Raw genomic sequence first — 15,884 nt, 5'->3', positions numbered from 1 at the left:
CTAAAATCTAAAATCAAAAGCGTTCGCTCGTGCGGCTGTAATCTAAAATCATAAATCATAAATCTAAAATTAATCAGGATGGTTTTAAGAATAGTATCTCCGGAAAAAGTGCTTTATAAAGGTGAAGTGCAAATGGTGAAACTACCCGGTACGGTGGGACAGTTCACGGTATTGGATCATCACGCCCCGTTAGTGTCCACGTTGACAGCGGGAAAGCTGGTTTACCGGGGGGCGAGCGGGGAGAAGGAAATTGATATAAAAGGAGGAGTCGTGGAGGTGCGGGATAACAACGTGGTGGTATGTATAAATTGATAAACGAATGAAAGGTTATGCAAGACATATATTGACGGTATTCTTTTCGCTGACGGTGGCTTTGAACGTGTCCGCGCGGGAGATTGTTGCCGTGAATGATACACTGACAACGGAAGATGAAATTGTTGCTCGGGTGGATTCGCTAGGGCAGGAAGTCGAGGAAGAAGCGAAAGCATTTAACCCGAAAGAAACCATTTTCGAGCACCTTGGTGATGAATACGGTTGGAATATCGTGGGGCGTGTGACTCTTCCATTGCCAGTGATTGTTAGGGGAATAGACGGAAGTTGGCACGTGTTCAGTTCCACGCATCTGGAAGACGGGAAGGAATACGAGGGATTTTATATCGCCCGCGAGGGAACTCACGAGGGGAAGATTGTCGCCACGGACGCGACGGGAAACGTGTATCGTCCGTATGATTTCTCTATCACGAAAAACGCGTTTTCTATCATGATAAGCGCTTTGATTACCATGTTAATCGCCTTTTCGTTGGTGCGTTATTACCGGAAAAACAAATACAAAGCCCCTAGAAAGGGTGTCGGTTCAATCGAGATGGTCGTGGAGATGTTGTACAAGGAGGTTATCGTGAGCGTGTTGGGAAAAGAGGCGAGAAAATATGCGCCTTATCTACTGACATTGTTTTTCTTTATATTCATCTCTAACTTGATGGGATTGGTTGCGTTCTTCCCGGGTGGAGCGAATGTGATGGGAAATATGTCTATCACGCTTGTACTGGCAGTTTGTACCTTTGTCGTGGTGAACGTGTCGGGAACGAAGGAATACTGGAAAGAGATTTTCTGGCCGGATGTACCGTTCGCATTGAAATGCCCGGTGCCCTTGTTGCCGATAATCGAGATTTTCGGGGTATTCACGAAACCTATCGCTCTTATGATTCGTCTTTTCGCGAATATGCTGGGAGGACACTTGATAGTGCTGGTATTGATTTCGTTGATATTCATGTTCGGCGTGATGGGGCAGGTGGTTGTCGGGGTGACAACGATATTCTCGGTACTGTTTGCGGTGTTTATGAACTTGATACACGTGTTGATCGGATTTATCCAAGCGTACGTGTTTATGTTACTGTCGACGATATTTATCGGGTTAGCGAGAGTGAAGCGATTGAGTGATTTATAATAGAATAATTTGAATCAATAAATCTAAAATAAATAAGGTTATGGAAAGTTTAATTTTATTGGAAGCTGCGGTAGCCGGAATGAGTCTGGCAAAGATAGGTGCTTGTGTTGGTGCGGGTATAGCCGCTATTGGTGCCGGTATCGGTATTGGTAAGATCGGTTCTTCTGCTATGGACGCTATTGCCCGTCAGCCGGAAGAAACGAATAATATCAGGACGAATATGATTGTGATTGCCGCGTTGATAGAGGGTGTTGCCCTTTTCGCGATTATCGTTTGTTTATTAGCATTGTTTGTATAAAAAGAAGCTATGTCATTGTTTACACCGGAATTCGGATTAGTGTTTTGGATGCTGGTTGTCTTCTTGATTCTTTTCGGCATCTTGGCAAAATACGCTTGGCCTGCCATTGTCCGTATGTTGGACGAGCGGGCGGACTTTATCGATAAAGGCGTGGTTTATGCTCAAGAAGCGAAGGAAGACCGGGAGAAGGCACAGGCAGATGTCAAGACGTTGCTGGCGGAAGCGCACAAGCAACAATTGGACGTGCTGCAGCAGACGGAACGACTGAAACGGGAGATGATAGCGGATGCACGCAAGGCAGCGGAGAACGAGGCGCAACGGGTGAGAGAAGCTGCCAACTTATCAATAGAGCAGGCGAAAAGAGAAGCGGAACGGCAATTACGGGTACAAGTGGCATCTTTGTCTTTGCAGATAGCAGAGAAGGTGATGCGGAAAGATCTGTCTTCCGATAAGGCTCAAATGGAGATTATCGGTAAGCTGTTGGACGAGCTTGAAAATAAAGAGTAAAGGAGGAAGGTATGGACGAAGGATTGATTGCTCGTAGATACGCGAAGGCTCTGCTTCGATACTCGCAAGAACTGGGTGCTGCCGATTTGGTTTACGAGAAGATGAAATTATTCGAGATAAACTATATCGCTCACCCCGATTTGCAAAAGGCTTTGTTGAATCCGTTGTTGTCACCCGGGGATAAGGAGATGCTTCTTTCCACGGCTATCGGAATCGAGCCGGGAGAAGCGTATATCAAGGGGATTCGTTTGTTGATAAAGAATCACCGGGAGATGTATGTAAGACAAATCTGTCTGATGTTCCAAAAACTCTACCGGGAGGCTTACGGCATCATCCGGGTGAAGATTACCACCGCGGTGGAATTGTCGAAGGAGGCTCTGGAACAAATAGAGGATTACGTGAAACGTCGCTATGCCTCGAAAAAGATAGAATTTGTCCATAAAGTTGATTCGACGATTATCGGTGGTTTCGTGTTACAGATCGGTACGGAGCAATTAGATGCCTCGTTGATGAAGGAACTGAAGGAGATAGGAGTAGGGTTAGGACTGGAAGAGAATTATTGACTCGGTAATTCCGTGATTCAATAATTGACGATTCAGCGATTATAAGAAATTTGGAAAGTCATTTTCAATTTTCAATTTTCAATTTTCAATTGTATAAATTTATGTTGAAAGCGAATGAAATATCGGATATATTAGAGATGCAGCTCAAGGAGGTGGATACTCGAATGGTTTTTGAAGAAGTGGGTAGAGTGATGGAAGTAGGTGACGGGGTTGCCCATGTCTTCGGGTTGGATAATGTTCGGGCAAACGAGTTGCTCGAATTTGAGAACGGGGTTCGGGGAGTCGCTATGAACTTGGAGGAGGACAACGTGGGTGTGATTCTGATGAATGCCGGCGACCGCGTGAAAGAGAATTACACGGTGAAGCGTACCGGGAACATCGCTTCCATCAAGGTGGGAGAAGGTTTGCTCGGGCGGGTGATTAATACTTTGGGTGATCCGATCGACGGGGTTGGTGCGATTCAGGGTGATTTAATGCAGTTGCCGTTGGAACGTAAGGCTCCGGGTGTAATCTATCGTCAACCGGTGAAAGAACCTTTGCAGACAGGTATCAAGGCTATCGACTCTATGGTGCCTATCGGACGCGGGCAGCGGGAGCTAATTATCGGTGATCGACAGACGGGGAAGACCTCTATCGCGGTGGATACGATATTGAACCAAAAAAGGTATTTTGACAAAGGTGATCCGGTTTATTGTATTTACGTGGCTATCGGGCAAAAAGCATCCTCTGTGGCTATGCTCGTGAACACGTTGCAGGAGCGGGGTGCCATGGAATACACGGTCGTGGTGGCGGCAAACGCCTCTGATTCGGCAGCCATGCGGTATTACGCACCGTTTGCCGGGGCAACTATTGGCGAGTATTTCCGGGATAGCGGACGTAATGCACTTGTGATATATGACGATCTTTCCAAGCAGGCGGTAGCTTACCGGGAGATATCTTTGATTTTGCGTCGTCCGTCAGGTCGTGAGGCTTATCCGGGTGATATTTTCTACCTGCATTCCCGTTTATTGGAAAGAGCTGCGCGTATTATTTCCAGCGATGAGATGGCACTGACGATGAATGATCTGCCGGAAAACTTGAAACCGATGGTGAAAGGGGGCGGTTCGTTGACAGCCTTACCGATTATCGAGACACAGGCGGGCGACGTATCGGCATATATTCCCACGAACGTGATCTCTATCACGGACGGTCAGATATTTCTTGAAGCCAGTTTGTTTAACGAGGGTATGCGTCCGGCAATTAACGTGGGTATTTCGGTATCCCGTGTCGGTGGTAACGCCCAGTTAAAGGCCATGAAAAAGATAGCCGGAACGCTGAAGATCGATCAGGCACAATACCGGGAACTGGAATCGTTCTCCAAATTCGGCGGTGATATGGATTCCGTGACGGAAATGGTGATAGACAAAGGGCGTAAGAACGCACAATTATTGATACAACCCCAACATTCCCCGATGCCCGTGGAGGAAGAAATTGCTGTTATATATTGCGGTACCCAAGGATTGTTACGGAATGTGGCAATAAAACATATTGCCGAATTTGAAAAAATGTTTTTGGAAATCTTGCGTTCCAGATACCAAAAGGAGATTCTTGAACCGTTGAGTAAGGGTATGCTGGATGAAAATATTTCCAAGCTACTGGAAGAAGTTGCCGGGGATGTGGCACAAACGTTTAATGATTAGAGTTCATAAAGTTTGTAAAGTTTATAAAGTAACGGGTGTCCTTCGGACAAGATTTAATGGCAGCGTGAACTGCCGTAAACAAAGCCCGCGGGTTCCAAAATCTTATGAACTTTACAACCTTACAAACCTTATGAACTTTATAAACCTTATAAACTTTATAAACTGACTATGGCATCTACACGTGAATTGAAAGGAAGGATTAGTTCGGTACACTCTTCTCAGAAGATTACCGGGGCGATGAAGATGATTTCATCGGCAAGGTTGAGAAAGTCCGAAAATGCGTTGAATAACGCCCGACCTTACATGGAACAGTTACAGAATATATTGGATCATATCGCGGCGCAGACATGTGACTATCAGTCCCCGTTAAGCCAAGAGAGAACGGTGCAACGGGTGGCTGTTGTCATTTTTGCCGCTAACGAGGGATTATGCGGGGCTTTTAACCTGACACAGTACAAGAAGTTGTTGGAAATCCTGAACGAGTATAGTACTCAAGTGAAATCGCCGATACAGGTGTATCCCATAGGTAGAAAGATCGTGAACGAGGTGAAGCGGACGGCAGGGGTGGAAACGATGGAAATACCCGAGTTCTTCGAGGCAAAACAGTATGCTGACGGGTGTACGGCCTTGGCGGACGAGTTGATCCGACGTTTTATGGCAAAAGAAATTGATCGGGTAGACGTGATATACTCTCATTACAAGAGTATGGGCACGCAGATCGTCACCCGCGTGCAGTTGCTCCCGTGGGTGCCGCGGGAAACAAATGTTCTCTCCGGAAAGGAACAGAACACAGTTTATATCTACGAGCCTAATTGTGAAGAGATTCTGGAAACGGTGTACCCCTTGGTAATTCATTCCATCATGTATCGCTATTTGTTGGAAAACCAAACTTCGGAACAGGCATCCCGGATACTTTCCATGCAAATGGCAAATGATAACGCTATCAAGCTGTTGAAAGGTCTGCAACTGGAATATAATAAACTCCGGCAACAGAACATCACGGCAGAATTAATGGACATAGTGGGAGGCTCGCTAGAGTAATTTTAAATATTAATATTAAAGAAACATAATGATACAAACTTGATAAAACATGACTGTAACCCTGATTATTTTAGCTTTATCCGCGTTCTTTTTTGTAAATGGTAAGATAAGATCTGATGTCGTTGCGCTTTGTGCTTTAGTTCTTTTGATTCTGTTCAATATATTGACACCGGAAGAGGCTCTTTCCGGTTTCTCCAATTCAATCGTGATCATGATGATCGGGTTATTTGTCGTCGGGGGTGCGATATTTCAGACCGGATTGGCTAAGATGATCAGTAGTAAGATATTGAAACTCGCGGGGGATAGCGAGTTAAAACTTTTTATCCTCATTATGCTGGTGACTGCCGCTATCGGTGCTTTCGTGAGTAATACCGGAACCGTGGCGCTCATGCTTCCTATCGTCGTGAGTATGGCGGTAAGTGCCAAAGTGAGTCCCAGTCGTTATTTGATGCCGTTGGCGTTTGCCAGTAGCATGGGAGGTATGGCAACCTTGATTGGTACACCGCCGAACTTGGTGATTCAAAACGCCTTATTAGGAGCCGGATACGAGGGGTTATCCTTTTTCTCTTTTACCCCCGTGGGTATTATTTGCGTATTCGTGGGTATTATCGTGTTGATTCCGTTAAGTAAGATATTTCTTGTAAAGAAAGATGAGAAAAAGATAGAGAAAAAAGCGAGAAATAAATCGGTTAAAGATTTAGCTTACGAGTATCAGATCGCGCAAAACCTGTTTCGGGTAGGGGTGAAGAAAAACTCTTTGTTTTGTGGCAAGACGTTGGTCGAATTGAATATCACGGGAAAATATAACTTGACTATTCTGGAAATACGGCGAGAATCCAACACGCAAAATCCTTTCATGAAAACCATAGACCAGAGATTGGCGGGTCCGGATACGGCGTTGCAGGAGGGGGATGTCCTCTATGTGCTGGGACAATTCGCGCAAGTGGAAGTATTGGTCGGGGAGAATCATTTGGATTTGTTGGATACGCATACCGCCGAAGTTTCCGATAAACATGTCAAACAAGATGTGAACTTCGGGGAGATGGGGATTGCCGAGGTGTTATTGATGCCGAATTCGCAGTTGATAAACCGGGCTGTCAAAGATTCCGGTTTCCGGGAGAAATACCGTGTCAATGTCTTGGGTATTCAACGGGGCGGGAAATACATATTACAGGATTTGAAAGACGAGAAAATGCACTCCGGTGATGCCTTGCTGGTTCAAGGTACGTGGCAGGATATTGCTCGTTTGAACGAGATGCAGTCCGAGTGGGTGGTGGTGGGTCAGCCGCTGGCAGAAGCTGCCAAGGTTACGCTGGACCACAAAGCACCTGTCGCGGCGGCAATCATGCTTCTGATGATTGTGGCTATGGTTTTCGATTCTATCCCGATTCCACCCGTGGCGGCGGTAATCGTGGCAGCCTTGTTAATGGTATTGACCGGATGTCTTCGTAACGTGGAGGATGCCTATAAAACGATAAACTGGGAGAGTATCGTGTTGATAGCAGCCATGTTGCCCATGTCGCTTGCCTTGGAGAAGACGGGGGCTTCGTCCGTGATTTCTTCCGGATTAGTGAATTCTTTAGGTGGTTTCGGTCCTGTTATCCTTTTGGCGGGTATTTATTTCACCACATCATTGTTGACCATGTTTATCAGTAACACGGCAACGGCAGTGCTTTTAGCCCCTATTGCCATGCAGGCAGCCATAAACACGGGGGTGAGCCCTTATCCGTTCCTCTTTGCCGTCACGGTTGCCGCGAGCATGTGTTTTGCTTCCCCGTTCTCCACGCCGCCTAATGCTTTGGTGATGTCTGCCGGGAAATACACGTTTATGGATTACGTGAAAGTGGGATTACCGCTTCAGATTATCATGGGAATCGTCATGATATTCATATTGCCTTTGTTATTTCCATTTTAGTGTGAAAGGGGTAGAAATTTATGATTTTTTGATTGATAATTGCTAAATTCATTGTTCCTTTGCAGGGTAAAAACCGATAGACGTGCTGGAACGATTAAGATCATGGATGTTGCCGTTGGCTATGTTGGGTGGGGGTATATTTTACTCCTTCTTTAATTTGTTTGCTTTTCTGACACCTTATTTGATTTCCGTGATGTTGCTGATCACCTGTTGTCGCTTGTCGATACGGGAGATGCGGTTTACTCGCTTGCATGCATGGATGTTGATGGTACAAGTTTTCGGCAGCGTGATCGTGTATGGTGTCCTATGCTATTTCGATCGGGTGTTGGCGGAGGCGATGATGATATGCGTGTTGGCTCCCACGGCGGTTGCGGCGGCGGTGATCACGGGGATGCTTGGTGGAAGCGTGCCTTGTCTGGCAACCTACACGCTGGCAAGCAATCTTTGCGTGGCAATCGTGGCTCCGGTCATGTTCTCGTTGGTTGGGGTGCGGGACGGGGTGTCGTTCGGTCAGTCGGTTTGGTATATTTGCACTCAGGTGGGACCTTTGTTGCTTTTACCTCTTGCCGGGGCTTGGGTGTTGGAGTATTTTGTTCCTTCCGTGCACAAAATATTGCGTGCCCGCCAGAGTATTTCGTTTTACCTGTGGAGTTTGAGTCTGACGATCGTGACGGGGAGAACGGTGTTTTTTATCATGCAGCAGGATAGTAAGGACTACGGGGCGGAGATTCTGATGGCTATCGCTGCTCTGGTGCTTTGCATCGCGCAATTCGCTCTCGGGCGCCGGATCGGGAAAAAATATGGTGAAACGATCGCGGGGGGACAAGGACTCGGGCAAAAAAACACGATTCTCGCTATCTGGATGGCACAGGTGTACCTGTCGCCTCTCTCTTCCATAGGTCCGGCGGCGTATGTTCTGTGGCAAAATAGTATTAATGCTTTTCAATTATATCGTAAGAGAAATACAGCGGGTGGCGTGAAAGACGAACGATGATAATTAGTGAAAGGTTTGGAATTCTCCTAAAATTATAATAAATTGCAATCATAATATCGCGAATCAGCGATAAATACATGATATCATGAATAATTGGACTATAATAAAGACTTTCGTTTATCCACAAGATGCTTATATGGCAAAGGCATACCTAGAGTCGGCAGGAGTAGATACATTATTGCAGGACGAGCTGACAGCTCAAGTAAATAATTTCTATTCTAATGCGATTGGTGGTGTGAAGTTGTGGGTGCGGGACGAACATTTGTCGGAAGGGGTGAAGTTGTTGCAAGAGGGGGGATATATTACTTCGGTCGATTTGGTGCAAGAAGATGAGGTATGGATTGTTGAAGCGGATAAAACCACGGATAGGACGTGTTGTCCCTTTTGTGGCTCTTCTAATATTGGTGTAAAGAAATCTCCCGACGTGATCATGATTGTGATATACTTCTTGTTGTCGGCGTTGTTCCCGATATTCAAGTCGGTGAATAAATGCTTTGATTGTGATAAGGTGTGGAAATTTAAAAAGAAAAGAAATCATGGAAGAAGTGGAAATCCCGGAAATTGACAGAGAAGGTTTGGAAGAAGAAGCAAAGGCTATATTCCCGAACGAGGAAAAAAGAAAATTGTACGTGGATATCTTGGTGAAGAGTGTGGAGGAAGCCAAGGCATTAACTAATCTTGTGTCCTTGATGGTAGAGTACCCGGAGATCGTGACTAACGCTGACTCTCGACGGAAAATGCACGAGGCGCTTGAGGCGCATCGCGAGAAAATGGGCGAACTTGAAAAGAAGGTGAAGAAATTGTGACATTTAGAGTTTTAACTTTGAACTCTAAGCTCTTTTACTTGCTTCTTCGTTTTCTTGTTAATAAGAATAAATCCAATAACGATCAGTACGAGGGCGATCGGGTCGTGCCAAGAGAATTTCTGTAAGCCGATAGCGATAGAAACGATAGCCCCCGTGATAGGGAGTAAATATATATACGCGCTTTCCACGAATGGGGTAATGTACACCAAGGCTTTCAGACTCAAGAAGTAAGCGAGCATCGTGGAGAACACGAGCGTGAATCCCAGTTCCAACCAGATGTGTGTCGGTGCGACGGACGTGAATATCGGTGCGTTCAAGACTTGATGAATACCGAACGGAAACGTGATAATCATGGCGGCCAGACTCATCCACCGCATAACGATGACGGAATTGAACTTTTGTGTATAAGGTTTTATTAAAATCAGGTACAAGGCATTAAACACGGAAGATACGAAGATAAGAACGTCACCCGTGACCGAATCCTTGACCGCTCCGGCATGGGGAGTTATGGATACATACACCGTCCCGGCAAGGCCGAGTATGATACCGATTGCCTTATACCAGTTAAAAGAGGCATGTAACAGAAGCACGGCAAGACCGATCACGATGATCGGCTGGGTGGTACGGATCACGAAAGCATCCACTGGACCGGTCATGTTCAATCCGTTGATATAAAGTAATAAATTCCCACCGATGCCGAGTACACCCCCGAGCATCATCATTAGAATGTCTTTTTTTGTCGGTTTCGCTTGTCCTTTTGTCGGAAGAAACAACGAGATCAGCCAGAATCCCGCGGCCATCATGGTACAGCGGAGTAACACGAGCCCGTGGGGTCCTATCCACGAGGGCATAAGGATCTTCATGAAGTTCGTGTTGAAACTGTATATGATGATTGTAGACAAGACCATAAGATGCCCTATGATCTCTTTGGGCTTACCGGTTGTTTCCATTCTTTTCTATTTTCCGTGATAAACGGAAACCGGAAGAAGAAAGTTACAGAGTAAGGTCCATAAAGTCCGTAAAGTCCGTAAGGTCTATAAAGTCACGGGCGTCCTTCGGACTGAGTTTAACGGCAACATTGCTGCCGTGGACAAAGCGCCCCGCAGGGCTCCATAGACTTTACTGACCTTATGGACTTTATGGACCTTGCTGACCTTATGGACTACTTGCACAAGTCAAGAGCCGCATCTCCGGCGGGAATCGGGTCCCGTTTGATAGAAAAGTGGAAACGTGTTCCCCGTCCCTCGGATGAGGTGAACTGTATCGTTCCGCCCATAGCCTCGATGTATGCTTTGCAGATTGATAATCCAAGTCCCGTACCTTCCGTGAAGGTGTTCGCCTTGTAGAACCTCTCGAAAAGATTGGCATGAATCTTCGAGGGCATCCCTTTTCCGGTATCCTCTACCACGAAGTTGATCGTGTTTTGCTCCTTGTTCAGGGAATAACTCAGGCGGATGTGTCCCTTGTTCGTGAACTTCTGGGCATTCGATAAAAGGTTTACGATCACTTGGTACAACTTCTGCTGGTCGGTGTAGACGAGCAGGTCCGGGGTGTCGCCTTCCAAGTATAACTCCACGTTCGGGTGCGTGTTGTTCATGCGCATTAACAGAATATCTTGACAAAACTCGTGCAGGCAGAACGTGGTCATTTGAAGCTCTATCTTGTGCGCGTCGATTCTTGCCAGTCGCAACACGTCGTTTGCCATATGCGACAACTGGTCGGAATGTTCATAGATAAGATTCATGTACTCGTTGCGCTGGTTCTCGGTCAGCGTCTTGTCGGTGCTGACCAGATTTGCCCAACCCAATATACAATTCAACTGATCGTTGATATCGTTACCCAGTTTTTCCAGAAACGAGAATTTCGATTTCTCTATACGTCCCGTCTTGTCCAGTGCGTCCTGCAATCTGATCTGGGCTTGTTTCAGTTCCGTGATATCATGAATGGTGATCAACATTTCCGGGCGACAGTTCATATCCATGTACGATCCTGACACGGAGACATTGCACTTTATTGACTTCTTCTCCGATACGCGCAGGCTGACAACGGCTTCTAAATTCGAGAAGTCCTTCCTCATGCGGAACGCTTCCGTGATCGCTTGCCGGATGGGGCAGGTCTGACAAAGTTCCCCGTTCCCGCATCCTTTCTCGAAAGAGTTGACACACTGGAGTAATTCACCTACTCTTTTTTTCCGGTTATCGTCCCGTGTATCAGTCACGGTGTAATAATTTGTTTTCTCCACGATAAAATCCTTGTCGATAACTAGGATATACGCTTTAATATGTTGCAGGATAAAATCAAATAACGCTCCCGATGCCTCGATCTCTTGCCCTCTTTTACTGCTCATCGTCCTTGCTCTCATGTACAAGCAGAAGAGTAATAAAATAACGCCGCTTAATATTGTAATGATAATACAACTATTCATACTACACGCTTCTAAATTCACCACAAAGTTTGTTATAATTTACCGATGTTCCAAAGTATAGATTTAAAATTTCTATCTTTTTAAGAAAATCGTTTCCGCGAAACAGTCCCTTGGTAGCTTGATTTTTGAATTGGCATATTGATAATCACCTTGATCCTGTATAGAAACCAAGCCGGGATAAGTATTGTTACCAGACGAATTTTAGAGCAAATCCTCGTATTCCTTGTGTCGTGCCACGTAAGCGCGAGCGAAAGGACACGTGATAATTACTTTCAACTTCTTTTCTCTGGCATAATCCAGCGCCTGCTTTACCAGCGCCGAGCCGTAACCTTTGCTTTGCAAGGGCTTCGGGACGAATGTATGTACTATGTTGATTCCCCCGTCAAAGGGTTTGTATTCCACAACGGCCGTTTTGCCGTTATCTTGAATTTCGAACAGATGCATCTGTTCATTGTGCTTGATTTCCATATCCGAGTGTTTTGAGTTTATATCTATTGGAGTATACGATATACTTTCCAACACAGTTTCAGTTTTATTAAAAAATAACGAATACCTTCATTTTCAATTCTCCATTATTTTGAAACGTCTTTTCCTCTTTCATCGTATTAATTTTATGAATATATTTGTATTCTTCATCAATTTAACCATTAAATAGTAAATAATGTCTCATTTACCGACTTTGATAACCGACCTCGCGCTCATTCTTGTATCGGCGGGGATTATTACCCTTTTGTTTAAATGGCTCAAACAACCCCTTGTGTTGGGGTATATCGTGGCGGGACTTCTCGCGGGCCCTTACGTGCATGTTTTTCCCACGGTGGGGGATATCGAGAATATTAATATCTGGGCGGAAATCGGGGTAGTATTCCTGCTTTTCGCGCTAGGACTGGAGTTTAGTTTCAAGAAGTTGGTGAACGTGGGTTCGACAGCGTTTATCACGGCGATCACGGAGGTGGTCACGATGCTGATTATCGGATATCTCGTGGGCTATATGCTGGGGTGGTCAACGATGAACAGCATTTTTCTCGGGGGGATGTTATCAATGTCTTCCACGACGATTATCATCAAGGCATTTGACGATCTGGGTTTACGTAGCCAGCGATTCACGGGGATTGTGTTCGGGACGCTCGTCGTCGAAGATCTGGTGGCAATATTGATGATGGTGTTGCTTTCCACCATGGCGGTCAGCCAGCAATTTGCGGGAGAGGAACTCATCATGAGCGTCTTTAAAGTAATCTTCTTCCTTGTCCTCTGGTTCCTGATCGGGATATTTATCATTCCTTTGATATTGAAAAAAGTCAAGAAGTTGATGAACGACGAGACATTATTGGTCGTCGCTCTCGGTCTGTGCCTCGGTATGGTGGTGCTGGCAACGGAAACGGGATTCTCTGCCGCTCTCGGGGCTTTTATCATGGGTTCCATACTGGCGGAAACAGTGGAGGCGGAGCGTATCGAGCATATTATCAAACCGGTGAAAGACTTGTTCGGGGCTATCTTTTTCGTTTCCGTGGGAATGTTGGTCGATCCGGCGATACTCGTGGAATACGCGTGGCCGGTAGCGATCATCACGCTGGTGACCATTGTCGGTAAAGCTTGCTTCTCGACGTTCGGCGTCCTCTTGTCGGGACAAACGCTGAAGACTTCCGTTAAATCCGGGTTCAGCCTCGCGCAGATCGGGGAATTTGCCTTTATCATCGCCTCGTTGGGCGTGTCGCTGAAAGTTCTCGATGATTACGTTTACCCGATCATTGTTGCCGTTTCCGTGATCACGACTTTCACGACGCCTTATTTTATCCGGCTCGCGGATCCTTTTGCTGACTGGTTGTACCGGGTGTTGCCCGATCGTACCTGCAACTTCCTCGATCGCTATTCTTCCGGCGCGAAGACAATCAATCACGAGAGCGATTGGAAAAAACTGTTGAAAAGCTTTCTTGGGCGCCTCTCGATATTCAGTATATTACTGACCGCTGTCTTCTTGCTCTCTACACACGGGATATACCCGTTGATGACAGATCAATTCCCCGACTCGCCTGTGCTCGACAACGTGGTTACCGTCGTGTTGACACTGGTACTGATGGCGCCGTTTCTTATCGCGCTCGTGTCAAACAAGTACAATTCGCGCGAATTATTCATGAGTCTTTGGAATGATAGTAAATACAACCGGGGACGGCTGGTGTCGATGGTGCTTTTCCGGGTATTCGTGGCGACGTTTTTCGTGTCACTCGTGTTGATCAGGTATTTCCATATCCAGTACGGTATCGTGATTATCATTGCCCTTGGGATACTGGCGTTATTCCTTGTTTTTCGGCGTGACTTGAATCAGTATGCCAGATTGGAGAAACGTTTTCTGTTGAATCTGAACCAGCGAGAGGAAGCGGCACGCCGTCGTAATCCCCTACGTGCAAGTTTCAAGCGGAAATTGAGTGACAAAGATATTCACCTCACTGCTATTACCGTGTCGCCCAATTCCCCCTATGCCGGACTTTCCCTCGGGGAAATCTCTTTCCGAAAGACTTTCGGGGTCAGCGTGGTGGAAATTATTCGGGGCGACCACAAGATCAATATCCCCGATAACACGGAACGTGTTTACCCGCAAGATCGCCTCGTTGTCGTGGGAAGCGACGAGCAAATCCAACGTTTTTCCGCGGAGGTGGAACGAATGCAGGAGGAAAACCGTGACGGTATTCACGAGGAAGAGGTCACCTTGCAATCCTTCACCGTGGAACCCGATTTTCCTTTTCTTGAGCAGACTCTGGCGGAATCACACGTCGGCAATCGCTACAACTGCGTGATCGTGGGAGTCGAACGGGACGATAATGCCATCATGAACCCGAACGGTCACACGATCTTCAAGGAAGGTGATCTCGTGTGGGTTGTCGGCGAACGCGACAATATCCGGGATATGATAGCGGGGAAAGAGAGTTAAAGGAAGTTCGCCGCTCGACTGAAAACTCCTTCAAAGGCTTGGTGCAACATTTCCGGCGTGGCTCCCGTGTTTGTCGGGAAGGGGTTCTGGTGCGAGTACTCGTAGGGGAAATCCAGTTGTTCCAGAATCTTTCCGGCGTTTTTCGCACCGAGGGCTTCCACTACACCCCGCGTAGGCATAACGGTATCTTTCGCGAGGCTGATAATCCGGATACGGTTTTGAGCCTGTTCAAAGAATGATTCCCGGTAATCCTGCATGATTTCGGGGCGAATCATGGCTTTGAACGCTTTTTCCATGAAATCTTCCTCGTAAAGCACGGGTAACATACGGTGTGCTTCGCCCGGTACGAGAAAATCATTCATAAAATAATCTTTCACCTTTCTGTATGCTTCCCGATCCATGATATCCCGTGCGCTTCCGTCCATTCGGCTGAATATCGAACCGCCGCAAAACAGGAACAGGCGGCAGTCGTCCAGCAGTCGGTCGGGATTGGCTAACATCAGTATTTGCGAGAGGAAAGCACCGATCGAGTAAGCAAAAATGTTTACCGGGGTATCCCGCTTGAACAGGGGGTGCTGTCCCGTCTTGATCTCCGTGAGCAATTGCCATAGGTTGAACATGGATTCCTTACCCGAGATAAAGAAACGGAGCGGGGCATCCGACAGGCGGTAACTCAGCGCGACGTTCACGAACGTAGAGTTGTCGAGATGTTCCACTTCTTGCTTCCGTCGTGTTACCCACGACATCAGTGCCCGCGGGTTATACCATGTGCCCGGCGTGCGGTTCATGTGAAAAGCGATAGGGAAAAGAATGACGGCTTTACCCGTGGCGAGTGCAAGGTATTCCGCCCACGTCAGGTACTTGTCCCAGTTCCGTTCGTTCAGCCCGTGCAGCAGCAGGATGGCTTTGTCAATTTTCTTTGTTCCGCGAGGGGTGAAGACAGTGTACGAGAAACTTTTATTCTCTTGGATGTTATTGTCCGGAACGGGACAAAATTCACAGGGGGGTATCAATTGCTGGAATAGCTCGATCTCCTTCACCCCGGTGTTCTGGATGAAATGATACGGGTGTATTTCCAACGGTCTGTCGTCTATTTCTACCTTTTTATCGTAAGAGAAAATAGCTTTTAATTGTTTGGTTCTGGTGATGATTTCCATGGTGTTGTGTTTATAGCTTAATGCAAAAAAACGACACAATTCCGGGTTTTCAAAATCAAAGGTATGTACCCCGGGGGAAAGGGACGAAAAACGATATTCAGGGATAAAATTCAGGTATGAGGGGTAAAT

The 15,884-nt window shown here is 46.5% G+C and carries 16 protein-coding genes; 12 read left to right on the top strand and 4 right to left on the bottom strand.

The features are described from left to right. The first annotated feature begins 78 nt into the window (after nucleotides 1-78). From atpC to H8S64_RS08690, 11 genes are all read left to right on the top strand, one after another. Nucleotides 79-312, top strand: coding sequence for an ATP synthase F1 subunit epsilon (gene atpC, locus H8S64_RS08740; protein WP_186975755.1), 234 nt, complete (start codon nucleotides 79-81; stop codon nucleotides 310-312). A gap of 7 nt (nucleotides 313-319) precedes the next feature. After that, nucleotides 320-1,444: a F0F1 ATP synthase subunit A gene (gene atpB / locus H8S64_RS08735; protein WP_186975754.1), complete on the top strand. Its 1,125-nt coding sequence runs from the start codon at nucleotides 320-322 to the stop codon at nucleotides 1,442-1,444. A 40-nt stretch (nucleotides 1,445-1,484) separates the two neighbouring features. Further along, complete coding sequence (gene atpE / locus H8S64_RS08730; protein WP_099292981.1) at nucleotides 1,485-1,742, top strand: ATP synthase F0 subunit C; 258 nt, start codon at nucleotides 1,485-1,487, stop codon at nucleotides 1,740-1,742. Between the two features lie 9 nt (nucleotides 1,743-1,751). Beyond that, nucleotides 1,752-2,249: a F0F1 ATP synthase subunit B gene (gene atpF / locus H8S64_RS08725; RefSeq protein ID WP_099292979.1), complete on the top strand. Its 498-nt coding sequence runs from the start codon at nucleotides 1,752-1,754 to the stop codon at nucleotides 2,247-2,249. 11 nt (nucleotides 2,250-2,260) lie between these two features. Continuing rightward, entirely contained in the window at nucleotides 2,261-2,812 is a 552-nt protein-coding gene (gene atpH / locus H8S64_RS08720; RefSeq protein WP_099292977.1) for an ATP synthase F1 subunit delta, read from the top strand. 101 nt (nucleotides 2,813-2,913) lie between these two features. Further along, entirely contained in the window at nucleotides 2,914-4,491 is a 1,578-nt protein-coding gene (gene atpA, locus H8S64_RS08715) for a F0F1 ATP synthase subunit alpha (protein WP_099292975.1), read from the top strand. Nucleotides 4,492-4,659: 168 nt separating this feature from the next. Continuing rightward, the gene (gene atpG / locus H8S64_RS08710; protein ID WP_186975753.1) at nucleotides 4,660-5,532 is read left to right on the top strand and encodes an ATP synthase F1 subunit gamma; all 873 of its coding nucleotides are present in this window, start codon (nucleotides 4,660-4,662) and stop codon (nucleotides 5,530-5,532) included. A 49-nt stretch (nucleotides 5,533-5,581) separates the two neighbouring features. Continuing rightward, nucleotides 5,582-7,447: an SLC13 family permease gene (locus H8S64_RS08705; protein ID WP_099292971.1), complete on the top strand. Its 1,866-nt coding sequence runs from the start codon at nucleotides 5,582-5,584 to the stop codon at nucleotides 7,445-7,447. Between the two features lie 82 nt (nucleotides 7,448-7,529). After that, nucleotides 7,530-8,441, top strand: coding sequence for a transporter (locus H8S64_RS08700; RefSeq protein ID WP_186975752.1), 912 nt, complete (start codon nucleotides 7,530-7,532; stop codon nucleotides 8,439-8,441). An 85-nt stretch (nucleotides 8,442-8,526) separates the two neighbouring features. Beyond that, on the top strand, nucleotides 8,527-9,006 hold the full coding sequence (locus H8S64_RS08695) for a putative signal transducing protein (RefSeq protein WP_099292967.1): 480 nt from the start codon (nucleotides 8,527-8,529) through the stop codon (nucleotides 9,004-9,006). Beyond that, nucleotides 8,978-9,247, top strand: a complete 270-nt coding sequence (locus H8S64_RS08690; RefSeq protein WP_099292965.1) for a hypothetical protein — start codon at nucleotides 8,978-8,980, stop codon at nucleotides 9,245-9,247. The genes H8S64_RS08695 and H8S64_RS08690 overlap by 29 nt, the downstream gene beginning before the upstream one ends. Before the next feature lie 11 nt (nucleotides 9,248-9,258). Here H8S64_RS08690 and H8S64_RS08685 read toward each other — a convergent pair whose 3' ends face one another. The 3 genes from H8S64_RS08685 to H8S64_RS08675 all read right to left on the bottom strand — a co-directional run bounded on the left by H8S64_RS08685 (nucleotide 9,259) and on the right by H8S64_RS08675 (nucleotide 12,140). Then, complete coding sequence (locus tag H8S64_RS08685; RefSeq protein ID WP_186975751.1) at nucleotides 9,259-10,197, bottom strand: DMT family transporter; 939 nt, start codon at nucleotides 10,195-10,197, stop codon at nucleotides 9,259-9,261. Between the two features lie 212 nt (nucleotides 10,198-10,409). Continuing rightward, a complete protein-coding gene (locus H8S64_RS08680; protein ID WP_186975750.1) occupies nucleotides 10,410-11,672 on the bottom strand; it encodes a sensor histidine kinase in 1,263 nt (420 codons plus the stop codon). A 201-nt stretch (nucleotides 11,673-11,873) separates the two neighbouring features. Further along, nucleotides 11,874-12,140: a GNAT family N-acetyltransferase gene (locus tag H8S64_RS08675; RefSeq protein ID WP_099292959.1), complete on the bottom strand. Its 267-nt coding sequence runs from the start codon at nucleotides 12,138-12,140 to the stop codon at nucleotides 11,874-11,876. A 193-nt stretch (nucleotides 12,141-12,333) separates the two neighbouring features. Here H8S64_RS08675 and H8S64_RS08670 point away from each other — a divergent pair, with 193 nt between their 5' ends. Further along, entirely contained in the window at nucleotides 12,334-14,598 is a 2,265-nt protein-coding gene (locus tag H8S64_RS08670; RefSeq protein WP_099292957.1) for a monovalent cation:proton antiporter family protein, read from the top strand. Here H8S64_RS08670 and H8S64_RS08665 read toward each other — a convergent pair. Further along, on the bottom strand, nucleotides 14,595-15,755 hold the full coding sequence (locus H8S64_RS08665) for a DUF6051 family protein (protein ID WP_186975749.1): 1,161 nt from the start codon (nucleotides 15,753-15,755) through the stop codon (nucleotides 14,595-14,597). The genes H8S64_RS08670 and H8S64_RS08665 overlap by 4 nt on opposite strands. Nucleotides 15,756-15,884: the final 129 nt, after the last annotated feature.

The organism is Butyricimonas hominis (genome assembly GCF_014287455.1).
Classification (GTDB): domain Bacteria; phylum Bacteroidota; class Bacteroidia; order Bacteroidales; family Marinifilaceae; genus Butyricimonas; species Butyricimonas muris.
This window is presented reverse-complemented; position numbering and strand designations above follow the sequence as displayed.

What these genes read in the sequence shown, in the direction of transcription:
- H8S64_RS08680 (WP_186975750.1), bottom strand. Translation starts at nt 11,672, where the DNA reads ATGAATAGTTGTATTATCATTACAATATTAAGCGGCGTTATTTTATTA.
- atpE (WP_099292981.1), top strand. Translation starts at nt 1,485, where the DNA reads ATGGAAAGTTTAATTTTATTGGAAGCTGCGGTAGCCGGAATGAGTCTG.
- H8S64_RS08690 (WP_099292965.1), top strand. Translation starts at nt 8,978, where the DNA reads ATGGAAGAAGTGGAAATCCCGGAAATTGACAGAGAAGGTTTGGAAGAA.
- H8S64_RS08685 (WP_186975751.1), bottom strand. Translation starts at nt 10,197, where the DNA reads ATGGAAACAACCGGTAAGCCCAAAGAGATCATAGGGCATCTTATGGTC.
- atpA (WP_099292975.1), top strand. Translation starts at nt 2,914, where the DNA reads ATGTTGAAAGCGAATGAAATATCGGATATATTAGAGATGCAGCTCAAG.
- H8S64_RS08675 (WP_099292959.1), bottom strand. Translation starts at nt 12,140, where the DNA reads ATGGAAATCAAGCACAATGAACAGATGCATCTGTTCGAAATTCAAGAT.
- H8S64_RS08705 (WP_099292971.1), top strand. Translation starts at nt 5,582, where the DNA reads ATGACTGTAACCCTGATTATTTTAGCTTTATCCGCGTTCTTTTTTGTA.
- H8S64_RS08695 (WP_099292967.1), top strand. Translation starts at nt 8,527, where the DNA reads ATGAATAATTGGACTATAATAAAGACTTTCGTTTATCCACAAGATGCT.
- atpB (WP_186975754.1), top strand. Translation starts at nt 320, where the DNA reads ATGAAAGGTTATGCAAGACATATATTGACGGTATTCTTTTCGCTGACG.
- atpC (WP_186975755.1), top strand. Translation starts at nt 79, where the DNA reads ATGGTTTTAAGAATAGTATCTCCGGAAAAAGTGCTTTATAAAGGTGAA.
- H8S64_RS08670 (WP_099292957.1), top strand. Translation starts at nt 12,334, where the DNA reads ATGTCTCATTTACCGACTTTGATAACCGACCTCGCGCTCATTCTTGTA.
- atpG (WP_186975753.1), top strand. Translation starts at nt 4,660, where the DNA reads ATGGCATCTACACGTGAATTGAAAGGAAGGATTAGTTCGGTACACTCT.
- atpH (WP_099292977.1), top strand. Translation starts at nt 2,261, where the DNA reads ATGGACGAAGGATTGATTGCTCGTAGATACGCGAAGGCTCTGCTTCGA.
- atpF (WP_099292979.1), top strand. Translation starts at nt 1,752, where the DNA reads ATGTCATTGTTTACACCGGAATTCGGATTAGTGTTTTGGATGCTGGTT.
- H8S64_RS08665 (WP_186975749.1), bottom strand. Translation starts at nt 15,755, where the DNA reads ATGGAAATCATCACCAGAACCAAACAATTAAAAGCTATTTTCTCTTAC.